9 protein-coding genes are annotated in these 11617 nt (G+C 55.3%); 3 read left to right on the top strand and 6 right to left on the bottom strand.

The genetic code is table 11. From position 1 onward, the window contains the following. Window positions 1–34: 34 nt before the first annotated feature. Window positions 35–1120 (top strand): ArsR/SmtB family transcription factor, encoded by a 1086-nt coding sequence (locus JD108_RS02215; protein ID WP_198828390.1) that lies wholly within the window; start codon window positions 35–37, stop codon window positions 1118–1120. 252 nt (window positions 1121–1372) lie between these two features. Here JD108_RS02215 and JD108_RS02210 read toward each other — a convergent pair whose 3' ends face one another. The 4 genes from JD108_RS02210 to JD108_RS02195 all read right to left on the bottom strand — a co-directional run bounded on the left by JD108_RS02210 (window position 1373) and on the right by JD108_RS02195 (window position 5292). After that, window positions 1373–1642 (bottom strand): DUF2325 domain-containing protein, encoded by a 270-nt coding sequence (locus tag JD108_RS02210; RefSeq protein WP_198828389.1) that lies wholly within the window; start codon window positions 1640–1642, stop codon window positions 1373–1375. 301 nt (window positions 1643–1943) lie between these two features. Further along, window positions 1944–2972 carry an NADH:flavin oxidoreductase/NADH oxidase gene (locus tag JD108_RS02205; protein ID WP_198828388.1) on the bottom strand — a complete coding sequence of 343 codons (1029 nt, stop codon included), beginning with the start codon at window positions 2970–2972 and terminating at the stop codon, window positions 1944–1946. Between the two features lie 196 nt (window positions 2973–3168). Next, window positions 3169–4269, bottom strand: coding sequence for a citrate synthase/methylcitrate synthase (locus JD108_RS02200; RefSeq protein ID WP_198828387.1), 1101 nt, complete (start codon window positions 4267–4269; stop codon window positions 3169–3171). Between the two features lie 123 nt (window positions 4270–4392). Next, the gene (locus tag JD108_RS02195; protein WP_198828386.1) at window positions 4393–5292 is read right to left on the bottom strand and encodes a LysR family transcriptional regulator; all 900 of its coding nucleotides are present in this window, start codon (window positions 5290–5292) and stop codon (window positions 4393–4395) included. Window positions 5293–5534: 242 nt separating this feature from the next. Here JD108_RS02195 and JD108_RS02190 point away from each other — a divergent pair, with 242 nt between their 5' ends. Both JD108_RS02190 and JD108_RS02185 read left to right on the top strand, forming a co-directional pair. Then, complete coding sequence (locus tag JD108_RS02190; protein WP_198828385.1) at window positions 5535–7187, top strand: DUF6583 family protein; 1653 nt, start codon at window positions 5535–5537, stop codon at window positions 7185–7187. 195 nt (window positions 7188–7382) lie between these two features. After that, window positions 7383–10532, top strand: coding sequence for a S8 family serine peptidase (locus JD108_RS02185; RefSeq protein WP_198828384.1), 3150 nt, complete (start codon window positions 7383–7385; stop codon window positions 10530–10532). Window positions 10533–10636: 104 nt separating this feature from the next. Here JD108_RS02185 and JD108_RS02180 read toward each other — a convergent pair whose 3' ends face one another. Both JD108_RS02180 and clpP read right to left on the bottom strand, forming a co-directional pair. After that, window positions 10637–10936, bottom strand: a complete 300-nt coding sequence (locus JD108_RS02180; protein WP_198828383.1) for a hypothetical protein — start codon at window positions 10934–10936, stop codon at window positions 10637–10639. 88 nt (window positions 10937–11024) lie between these two features. Next, window positions 11025–11606, bottom strand: a complete 582-nt coding sequence (gene clpP / locus JD108_RS02175) for an ATP-dependent Clp endopeptidase proteolytic subunit ClpP (RefSeq protein WP_198828382.1) — start codon at window positions 11604–11606, stop codon at window positions 11025–11027. Window positions 11607–11617: the final 11 nt, after the last annotated feature.

Raw genomic sequence — 11617 nt, 5'->3', positions numbered from 1 at the left:
CAAATGGTTAATTCATGATGAAGGAGGAAGGTCTATGCATGACTTGCAGCAGTGGTTGCGAAAGCGCGTCACCGTCTCCTATATACCCGGATATGAATTTTTCCTCAGTCTGCACGTGCTTGCCCATCCCGAACATCATACCACCCGCATCCGCTGGGTGAGGGAGACGCAGGATCGGCTGCCCCGCCCGCTGCTCCGCGATCTCCAGGCATTTGATGCCATCTCCAATCACTTCCTGGAAGTGATGGACTTTCTTTTTCCCTGGGACGAAACCTATCAGCATTCCGTCGAAGCCGGTCTGGAGAGAATCGAGAGGATGAGTCCGGAGGAATTCGTCGAGGCGATGATGGGGCCCGTGCACCATCGCCTCCAAGTGAAAAGCTGGATGGACGGCCATACCGATGAAGCATTCGAGCAGCTGAAGCCGGTGCACCGCGAGCTGATCCGCCGTCCGCTGCGGGCACACCGCTTGTTTCTGGAATTTTGCCACGCCTATCTGCCCTTTTTTAAAGAAGAGGAACGCCGCATCGAGCCTTGGCTGATCCGCTCGGTCCATGAAAGCCAGGAGGCCCTGCAAAAAGATCCGATCGCCTTCCTCTCCCAGGTCCATCCTCGTCTGCATGTCCGGGATCGCTTTTTGCAGTTTCACAAGGCCAGAACCTATCAATTCGCCTATGAAGATCTCTCTCACATCCATCTGTTTGTCTCCAGCTTTCTCGCGCCTCATCTGCTGCTCGGCGTCTATCCTCAGCGGATTACCACCGGCCTGCACGTGGATGTGCCGGGGCGTGCGGAGAAGCCGGTCATCGCCGCTGACTTCGTAGCGAAAATGAAGGTGTTCAGTGACCCGACCCGGATCGCGATCTTAAAATCGCTGCTTAATCATCCCTACTGCATACAGCAGCTCGCCTGCTTGCACGGAATCAGTGAACCGGCCGTGGTCAAGCACATGAAGCTGATCGTCGACGCCGGATTCGCCTGGAGCGAAAGGCGGGGCCGCTTTGTTTTTTACCGGGGCGTACCTGCGCGTCTGGAGAGTCTGGCCGTCGATATCCATGAATTTATCGATATGCCGGACCCGAGCTGCCATCTGCCGAAGCACGTGGCGGACGGGAGCTAGGCCCGAATTTTCCATACGCCGAGAATTACGCAGCTGCACAGCGCTGCCATTCCCGCGAGATTGCCCTCTCTTACATAAGATATACATGGATAACTTTCGCCCGTGGTTGCCGGGTAAAAAACACGGTTGCCCCGTCTTAAACGATCGTTTAATCCTCTTTCTGCCGGAAAACGGAAAGGAAATCCTCTTCGCAAACCAAAAAACCAACCTGCTCGCCTGCGGTAGAGCCGAGGCTATCGGTTGGTTTTTCCCTTACAACATCTTTTCCATCATCGTACACGACCGTCTGCAAAACAGGATGGGGAGTTTTTTGGCTTTGGCCTGACTTTTCACATGATAGGACAGATTGTGATTGACGAAGTCCGTGAACACTACGATCATTTTGGTGTCAGACGGGATGTTCACCTTGTATTGGGAGTGCTTTCTGCCCGTCACATGATAGATTTGCTGATAACCGCGGCCATGCAGCAGATCCGTAATATTGCCTAATCGATCTCCTCCGATAACCAGTACAGCCGACATATGCCTTCTCCCCTCCTTTGATAAAAGCGAAGCCGCCTGTTGCTGCGGTCTTCTTTCTAATTCCGAGTATTAGCATAGGTTTTTGTTTAATTATAGAAAGTGCATCTCAGCCTGTCAACTATTAAAGTATCCCCTGTGTACGAGGGCGCAGGGAGAAGAATCATGTTCCCCATCAATGATAGATTCACACAAAAAAACAGGACAGCCTTTTGGCTATCCCCAAACTTGTCCATCCGTCTGTGTTAATAAAAGGACTTCCCCATGTGAAGTCCTCTCTTTTAGGAACCTATTCCGCCGTATTTTAAAATGCCCGGGCGTACTGCTTGGGAGCTGCCAGCTCTCCCTTCAGCTGCTTGATCGCATGATGCGCCCAGTACGGGTCGCGGAGCATCGCGCGGCCGATTGCGACCAGGTCTGCATCTCCATTCCCCAGCGTAGCGGCTGCCAGCTGCGGATCATCCAGGATGCCTACGGCAATGACAGGCACATCCAGCGCTTCCTTGATCGCCCGCGCCATCGGCACCTGATAGCCGGGATGAATGCCCGGACGGCCGGCTGAACCGATCGGACCCTCTCCGCCGCTGGTGATGTGGAAAATATCCACGCCCGCATCCCGATAGCGGCGGCACAGCTCCGTGCTGTATTCAAGTCCGTAGCCCCCATCCACGTACTCGACCGCAGAGATGCGCATGATCAGCGGCATGTCAGCCGGCATTGCGCTTTTGACCGCCCGAATCGTTTCGATCCCGAACAGAGCCGGATCTTGTCCATACTCATCGTCCCGCTTGTTCGTCAGCGGCGAATGGAATTGATGGATCAGGTACCCGTGTGCACCGTGCAGCTCGATGGTGTCCACGCCCGCCTCCACAGCCCGCCGCACCGCTTCGCGAAACTGGATGACCATCTCTTTTACTTCCGCCGTGGTCAGCGCCCGCGGGGTTTTGAACTGTTCGTTAAAGGGAATCGGCGACGGCGCTACAGGCTCTTCCGCATCCTGCGCTTTCCGGCCGGCATGACCAATCTGTATGCCGATCTTCGCCCCGTATTTTTGCACCTCGGAGATGATCCGCGCAAACGCGGGAATCTGTTCGTCGGACCATAAACCGAGATCGTAATCCGTAATGCGTCCATCCGGGTGAACATCCGTCATCTCCATGATGATCAGACCGGCCCCGCCGACCGCGCGGGAGACGTAGTGGACAAAATGCCAGTCGTTTGGCGCCCCGTCCTTTGCCTCTACCGAATATTGGCACATCGGGGGCATGACAATGCGGTTTTTCAGCGTCAAGCCTTTGTACTGAAAAGGGGAATCCAGCTTGATATTCGTCATCGTTTGGCGTCAACTCCTTATCTGTATATGTACCTGACTTCCCCATTATCATGGCAGAAGTCGAGGCGGATCGCAAAGGCTCCCGACACTTTCCCCACCCTCTGGCGGACATGTGCGAATCGTTGCGCCCGGCAGAAAAATAGAAGCCCCTGTTCCGGCATGCACCGGGCACAGGGGGATTGCGCTCTGACGATTTTTATTCCGGCATGGAGCCGATGTAGTTGGATTGCGGACGAATGATGCGATTGTTGCTCGCCTGCTCCAGAACATGGGCACTCCATCCGACGACACGGCTGACGGCAAAAGTCGGCGTAAAGAGAGAGTCATCCAATCCGACGGCGCGCATCACCGCAGCAGCGAAAAATTCTACGTTGGTATTCAATTTCCGGTTCGGCTTATACTCTTCCAGCAGCTTTAGGCCGACCTTTTCGACATGCGTCGCCAGGTCAAACCACGGATCGTCTGCGGAGAGCTCCGATGCTACGACGCGCAGGGCAGTCGCGCGGGGGTCGATCGTCTTGTACACGCGATGGCCGAAGCCCATCAGGCGGCCGCCGCTCTCCAGCTTGGCGCGGAGCCAAGGCTCGGCATTTTCCTTGGTGCCGATCGCTTCGATCATTTCAGTGACCTCGGAAGGGGCTCCGCCGTGAAGCGGTCCCTTCAACGCTCCGATTGCCGCTGTAATCGCGGATATCAGATCGGATTGGGTCGAACTGACCACGCGGCCGGAGAAGGTAGAGGCATTCATCCCATGCTCCTGGGTCAGGATCAGGTAAGCATCCAGAGCACGGACGTGAGCCGGGTTAGGCTCCGTTCCCTTCAGCATATACAGGTAGTTCGCCGTGTGGTTCAGGTCGGCGCGTGGACCGAGCGGCTCGCGGCCTTCCAGGCGGGCGTAGCGATGCGCGACGATCGTCGGCAATTTGGCGGTCAGGCCGATCACCTGCTCCAGGCTTGGCGGCCAGGCATGGGCCGGCGTACCCAGAGCAGACACGGCTGTTCGCAGCACGCTCATCATGTCCACGTCGGCCGGAATCAGATCGATGATGCCTTTTACATGGGCAGGCAGCTCCCGATTTGCTTTCAGCTTTTCTTGCAGATCGGCCAATTCCTGCTCGCTCGGCAGATGACCGTACCAGAGAAGATGGGCAACCTCTTCAAATGTATGATGAATCGCCAGGTCGCGGGCCCAATGGCCACGGTAAACCAGCAAGCCATTGGTTCCGTCCACAAGACTCAAGTCGGTCTCCGCCACTGCAATGCCTTCCAGGCCAATCGCCAGCGTATTTGTACTCATGATTACCACTCCTTTTACTCTCCGTATCCTACTCTTCAGTATATCGATACGAAATTATGAATGGAAATAGAAGAAACCACGGTTTTTGATCACATTCTCCGATCAATGGACAAAACTGGCGCGCTAGTGAATCACATCCATCGGCGCATACAGCACCTCCAGGATGTCGATAAAGCCTTGGACCGATTTGCTGATGCCCGTTTTGGGAACGAGCAGGTACGAAGCCGCTTTGGGGATGGTCAGCCCGGGCGTCGGCAATTCGATAAAGCGATTTTCAAACAGCTCCCGCGTAATGGACGAGCGCGGCAGGAAGGAGACTCCCAGCCCCTCTTCGATGAAGCGCTTGGTAATATCCACGTGGGAAACCGCCATGGTGCGAAGAGAGAGGCCCCGCTGCCTGAGCATCAGGAGCAGATCGTCCCAGTATACGGGATGGTTATGGGTCAACAATCGCTGGGATTGCAGCTCATGCTCCCAATCCGGCAGTGGCGCCTCCATATCGCCCCCGTTGTGCGGCACGGCAAACACGACCGGATCCTCGTACAGCTTATAGACGGAAAGCTGCAGTTCGCCGGGGACCATCCGGGTCAGGCCAATATCGGCCTGGCCGTTTTGCACCAGCGGCCCGATCTCGACCGAATCCGCCAGCTTGATCGACAGGTCGACATCCGGATACAGCTTCGTATATCGATGGATCAAGTGAGATAACCGGGTACGAGCAATAATCGGAGAGACGGCGAGGTGCAGCTTATCCCGATAGCCCTGCCGCCAGGCGATCAAATCCTCGATGCCGTTATGCCACTGCTCCAGAATTCCTTTTGCATGCGGCAGATAGCGCTTGCCGGCCGGCGTCAGCCGCACCCGTTTGCCCACCCGTTCGAACAGCTTGATGCCCAGTTCTTTTTCCAGAAGGCGAATGTGCTGGCTTACGGTGGGCTGGGCGATAAACAATGCTTCGGCCGTCTGATGAAAGTTTTCTGTCGTCGCAGCCATTACAAAGGTCTGCAATACGCGAAAATCCAATGTCACACCTCCTCGTCGCGGGAAGGATACCCCCTCTTATTTTGCCATTAAGATGGGATTACAGGAAGAGCATGACGGAAAACGGATCACCCCCCTCTATTTTCCTGGTTCATTTTTCCCCTTTTTCGGGGATTTACCAATTTTCGACATCTTTTCAACTCTCTTGTGGTACAATACGAAATCGGGTGCGAAAAAGATCACTTTCGACCCATATAGAGAGAACAAGATTGAGGAGGAAGAAAATGGAGACCACGACAAACGTGACCCCGCCGCAAAAAAGTTCCAAAAAAGGGCTGCTGATTGCTGGTGTAGCGGGGATCGCGATTCTTGCCGGATTGGGCACGGCCTATGCCAAGCTGGATCTGTTCAAGAGTCCCAAAACGATGTACCTGGAGGCGGAAGCGAACAGCATCAAGCAGTTAGCGGATGACGTCTCCCAATCCTTTCAGGAGTACGAAGACTATGTGAAGCCTTATCTGGATCAGCCCGTCAGCTCGACGGTGGAGCTGAGCCAATTCCATATCGATGCAGACCTGCCTGACCCGCAGGCTCTGAAAGTTCTGGATCTGCTCCAGAGCGCCAAGCTCGTCGTATCATCCCAGACCGACGACCAAAAGCGGCAGCAAGCCGGGAATGTCGAAGTTCATCTCAAAGAAAACAAACTGCTTCAGCTCGACTACTTCATCGATGACACCAAAATTGGTTTTCGCCTCCCCGACTTTTATCCCAAATACGGTTTTCTCGATCTAAAAGACCGCGATGCGATCAAAGCGAAATTTGGCGAGGAACTGCCGAAGCGTTTTGTTACCAATAAAGACATGTACGAAGCGATTAAATTCGACCGTCAGGAGGTCACGGCCATCCTCGCGCCCTACGCGAAGCTGTATGCCGAAAGCCTCAAGGATGAACAGATCACGCTGAATAAAAACGCCAGCTTTTCCGAGGAAGGCTATGAAGCCAGCGTTCGCGAGCTGACGGTGACGTTCTCCGACGCGGAAGGACAGAAGCTGTTCATCGACTTGGCTGAAAAGGCCAAAGCGGATGAAAAGCTGTTCGAACTGCTTTACAGCCGTTACCAAAACGTAGCCAAACTGTTGATCGACAGCGGGTATCCGGATGTCCAAGAGCTTTCCAAGGACGACTTCAAGAAGGAGTACACCAAGACCTTCGACGACATGGTCGCCGAATTCAAGGATACAAAAGCCTCGAAAGATCAATTGAAAATGATCGTCCTCGTAGACAGCGATCACCAGATTCTGTCCCGCAAGCTGGTCTTCCTGGACGATGCCAGCAAGGAGGAAAAGACGGTCTGGTCCAGCGCTTCCTTCCAAAAAGGAACGGAGACCTTCCAGCGCTACTCGTTGTTCGTCGATGAGGACGGCGAAAAGGGCGAGATGACCGTCCGCTACAAAGCCGACAAACAAAAAGACAAAACAAGCGGAACCCTCAGCTTCCTCTTCGACGCTCAGCCGGAGGTGCTTTTCGATCTTACGGCCAAGTTCGAGACAGCCAAGCAGGCTGACAAGGAAGACAGCAAGCTGGACTTCACGCTGAAGGCAAAATCAGACACCGACCCAGAGGCCATCTCCCTGTCCGGCAACCTCACGTCCGCGATGACCAAGACAGCAAACGGCCGCGACGCCGAAGGCTCGTTCAAACTGAACTTTGACCAGCCAACGCATGACATGCCGAAGAGCATCAGTCTCGCCATCAAGACCAAAGAAGAATTCGGCAAACCGGTCTCCGTCCCGTCCCTTGCCGCTGACAACTCCGTCAATATCGCGACGATGACCGATGCGGAGATGATGGAAATTCAGCAGCAGGTGGCGATTTCTGCCCAGTCTTTCATGATGAAAAACATGGAGCTGGTCCAAGAGTTTATGCCGATGCAGTAACCGGCACTATCCAAAAACAGCGGGATTTTTCACTGTCCTCCCTTTTCGAAATCGGAAAGGGAGGTTTTTATTTGCCCGCACAAAAAAGGGCATTCTTTCCTGAAAAATTACTTTTTTACTAGAGGAAAAAAGGATGGGATGGTGTAATATTTACCAAATGTTTTCAATTTATATCCGATGACTGGAGGATAAGCTGTGAAAAGGTCAACGAAATCATTCATCCCTTTCTCTCTCACCGCAGCCTTGCTATTCACCGCAGCCCCGAGCCAGGTGCATGCCGCCGAGGAGTGGAGCAAACGCGAACTGTCCAAGCTGAACAGCGTGACACAGGTTCAGGCAGAGCAGGGGGCTGCCGCCGCCAAAATCTCTCCCCGCCTCAACACCAAATCGAGCAAGGAAGTCAGCGTTATTGTGCAGCTCAAAGGCGAACCGGCCGCAGGCAGCCAAGAATACAGGCGCGGCTCCCGCTCATCGGCTCGGGCAGCCGAAGCACGCGTCACACGGGAACAATCCTCCTTTGTCCGAGAAGCTCGCAAAAAAGACATCGATCTCCAGATAGAGCGCTCCTTTTCCCATGTATTTAACGGAATGGAGCTGACCCTGCCCGCAAATGAGATCGAAAAACTGGCCAGCCTTCCACAAGTCAAAGCTGTTTTTGAAAACACCGTCTATACGGTTCCCGACGTAGATATTCACCTCCTGAGCAAAAATGGGGACGTCAAATACGACATCGCCCCGCTGAAGCAGATCGGCGTGCTGGATATGTGGGAAGCCGGCCTGAGCGGGAAAGGCCTGAAGGTCGGCGTGATCGATACCGGTGTCGATTACCTCCATCCAGACCTGAAAGACGCCTACAAAGGCGGCTACGACTCGTACGACAACGACCGCGATCCCTACGAGGAAGCGCCCATCTCCGAGGAGGACGACGCGACCTGGGAGGGCGGCTACGAAGGCTCGTCTCACGGTACGCATGTCGCCGGCACCATTGTGGGCCGAGCCCAAAACAACAGCTCCGACGTGCAGGTAAAAGGGATCGCGTATGAAGCGGACCTCTACGCCTACCGCGTTCTCGGCCGAAATGGCGGTACCTCTGCGCAGGTGATCGACGGTATCGAGAAAGCGGTCAGAGACGGCATGGACGTCATCAACCTGTCGCTTGGCGCCGACAATGAGAAAAACGCGGATTCCCCTGACTCGATCGCCGTCAACTACGCGATGCGCGCCGGGGTGATCACCGTCATTGCCAATGGCAACGCGGCTTCCGACGAGCCTGGCAGATGGTACTACACCGCCGGTTCCCCGGCAGGAGCCAAGCTGCCGATCTCGGTCGCGGCCGTCAATTCCCCCAGCGTGCTGTACGATGCGTCTGCCAGCTCGTCGCTGGGTGATCACTATCAATTCCACGTATTCGCGTGGCAGATCAAACAAGAGAATTTCCGCGAGACCATCGGCACCGCTCCTCTCCCGGTCGTCTACGCCAACCTCGGCTCCCCGCAGGATTTCGCGAAAGTCGACGTGGACGGCAAAATCGCTCTCGTCTCGCGCGGTACGCTGCCATTCGTAGACAAGATCGCCAACGCCAAAAAGGCGGGGGCCGTAGCGGTCGTCATCTTTAATGGAAATGACGCAGACGGCGATGGACAAGCGGACCTGGATCTGCCTCCGGATGAGCGGGGCGGATACATCGATACCGTCCTGGGCGATCAGATGGACGCTATCCCTTCCTTTGACATGAAAGGAGCAGAGGGACGGGCCCTGGCACGCAAGCTGCTCGAATCACCCGGCAAGACCGTGACGCTCACCTTCTCGGGGGACTACCCTGCCACACAGGATCCGGGAGACCAGGTCGCCAGCTTCAGCTCGCGCGGTCCGGTGCTGGGTGACAATTACTCGATCAAGCCGGATGTTGGCGCACCGGGCGTCTCTGTGCTGTCAGCCTACCCGGCCTGGGCCAAGCTGATTGACAATGCCAGCTACGATAAAGCCTATGCCCGCAACAACGGCACCAGCATGGCCGCTCCGCACGTGGCCGGACTCGCCCTGCTGCTGAAAGAAGCCCGTCCGGAATGGACGCCGTTTGACGTGAAGGCCGCTCTGTCCAACACGGCGAAGACGCTGTACGAGGATGAGGACGTGCTGTACGACGTCTATTCCCAGGGAGCCGGCCGCGTCGACGGATTCGCCGCCATGAAGACGCCCGCTGTGCTGCAGACCGTGGAGAAGCTGACGATTCTGAACGAGAACTACGAACCGGAGACGATTGATTACTACGGCTCCAATTACAGCTTCGGCCTGCTCAAGCCGGGCAGCAAAGCCGTATCCCAGACGCTGCAGGTAAAAAATACGTCGGACAAGTCCGTCAAATACCGGGCGGAAGTAATCATGCACGATTCGGTGACAGGCGACCCTTACCGTCCGGGAGATACGCCTGATCCCGACAATCTCAAAGTGAGGCTTAGCGCCAAGACATTGACGGTATGGGGCGGAAAAACCAGAACCTTCAAGCTGACCGTGGAGCCGAAAAAGGATGCGGAGGAAGGCGTGTACGAAGGCGAGGTTGTCCTGCGCAGCACGAATTCCAAATATCCGGATCTCCACCTGCCATTCGTCGTCCATGTGGGAGACGAGCCTGAGGAAACGCACTTCGGCTTTGACAACATGACGCTCTCCAGCACGATCCTCTCTCCGGATGGGGATGGCGAAGACGACACGATCGAGGTAGAAGCGCTGCTGCAAGCGGAGGGCGTCAATGTGATTGAGCTGGAAGCGTGGGATTTGGATGACAAATACATCGGCACACTGGGGGTCCTGTTTAACAACTACCAGCCATTCGCGCCAGGTCCGATCACCTTTTCCAACATCGACGGCACTTATGTCAGCGGCTCTCTCGTACCGAAAAAACTGGAGCCGGGCGTCTACAAACTGCGTCTGGCCGGTCATGTGGTAGACCCCGAACTGCCCTTGGGCGAGCAGCTGATCGAAAGCTATGAGATCTGGAAATCGTTCAAAGTGGAAATGAATGACGAGGCTTACAAGCGGAGCGTGAAAAAACAGGCGAAACAACTCGAGGAGATCGCCGATGACTTCGCCGCCGAAGTGGTCAATACCGAGAAGATCGGCGAGGCCGTGCTGGAACTGCCGCAGGACACAGATGAAGTCTCCTACGCGGTCGCCAAAAGCTCGCACCCCGACCTGATCGGACATGACGGCGTACTGGTTTCCCTCCCGGAAAAGGGCGAAAAAACGGTCACCTTGTGGGTTGCCCTCACGTCCAAGAATAATGAGGATGAATCCAAACAAGTGAAAGTCAAAGTAAAGCTGAAGGCCTCCGAAGCCGAAGTCTGATCAGCCAAAACAAGGGCTGTCCCTGCCAAGCGAAACATTCGCCTGGCGGGACAGCCCTTTTTACGTGCCGCTGATTGCGACAGGTATTCATGCTTTCATGCTGACTATACGCGAAACCGCTCCAGCAATTTTTCCAGTTCCTCCGCCTGCCTGGCGAGAGAAGCTGCCGAAGCATGGACCTCTTCCATCGAGGCCAGCTGTTCTTCCGTGACGGAGGAAGCGTCCATGGTTCTGTCTCCACTTTGGTAGGCCTCCATCGCCTTCTGGCTCTCGGCTCTGTAGGCGAGAAAGCGTTCGTCCATTTTGGCCAGCTCGCTCTGCACATTGGCTGCGATATCTTTGCTTTCTTTTAATTGGGCGAGCAACTGCTCAAGGTTTTTGGCCTTTTCCTCCAAATATGGCATTGTTAATAACCTAATTGTAATCATGCTGTCAATGGGATTGATAACCAAAAACCACAGCCTCCTTCGGCTGTGGTTCTCCCCGCATCTTCTACAGCTTTTCGATCACTTTGTCCACGATCCCGTAGGCCCGCGCTTCCTCCGCGCCCATGAAGAAATCCCGGTCGGAGTCGCGCTCTATCTTCTCCACGGACTGGCCCGTATGTTTCGCCATGATCTCATACAGCTGGCGGCGCTGGCGCAAGATGCGCTCCGCCTGGATTTTGATGTCGCTGGCCTGCCCCTGGCTGCCGCCCCAGGGCTGATGGATCATGATTTCCGCATTGGGCAGTGCATAGCGCTTGCCGGCAGCGCCCGCGATGAGCAGAAAGGCCCCCATCGAAGCGGCCATGCCGATGCAGATGGTAGAGACATCGGGCTTGATGAACTGCATCGTGTCATAGATGGCCATCCCCGCTGTGATGGAGCCGCCCGGCGAATTGATGTAGAGGTGAATATCCTTTTCCGGGTCTTCTGCCGTCAAAAACAGCATCTGGGCGACCACCGCATTGGCCACCTGATCATCGATGGCACTGCCGAGGAAGATGATCCGATCCTTTAACAGCCTGGAATAAATATCGTAGGAGCGCTCTCCATAACTGGTCTGCTCTACGACTACCGGTATCAGATTCATGTGCTTGCCTC

This window comes from Brevibacillus composti (assembly GCF_016406105.1).
In the GTDB taxonomy this organism is placed as follows: domain Bacteria; phylum Bacillota; class Bacilli; order Brevibacillales; family Brevibacillaceae; genus Brevibacillus; species Brevibacillus composti.
Note: the sequence above shows the minus strand (reverse complement) of the source record. Positions and strands in the feature narration are given on the sequence as shown.

What these genes read in the sequence shown, in the direction of transcription:
- JD108_RS02180 (WP_198828383.1), bottom strand. Translation starts at nt 10,936, where the DNA reads ATGCCATATTTGGAGGAAAAGGCCAAAAACCTTGAGCAGTTGCTCGCC.
- JD108_RS02215 (WP_198828390.1), top strand. Translation starts at nt 35, where the DNA reads ATGCATGACTTGCAGCAGTGGTTGCGAAAGCGCGTCACCGTCTCCTAT.
- clpP (WP_198828382.1), bottom strand. Translation starts at nt 11,606, where the DNA reads ATGAATCTGATACCGGTAGTCGTAGAGCAGACCAGTTATGGAGAGCGC.
- JD108_RS02210 (WP_198828389.1), bottom strand. Translation starts at nt 1,642, where the DNA reads ATGTCGGCTGTACTGGTTATCGGAGGAGATCGATTAGGCAATATTACG.
- JD108_RS02190 (WP_198828385.1), top strand. Translation starts at nt 5,535, where the DNA reads ATGGAGACCACGACAAACGTGACCCCGCCGCAAAAAAGTTCCAAAAAA.
- JD108_RS02200 (WP_198828387.1), bottom strand. Translation starts at nt 4,269, where the DNA reads ATGAGTACAAATACGCTGGCGATTGGCCTGGAAGGCATTGCAGTGGCG.
- JD108_RS02205 (WP_198828388.1), bottom strand. Translation starts at nt 2,972, where the DNA reads ATGACGAATATCAAGCTGGATTCCCCTTTTCAGTACAAAGGCTTGACG.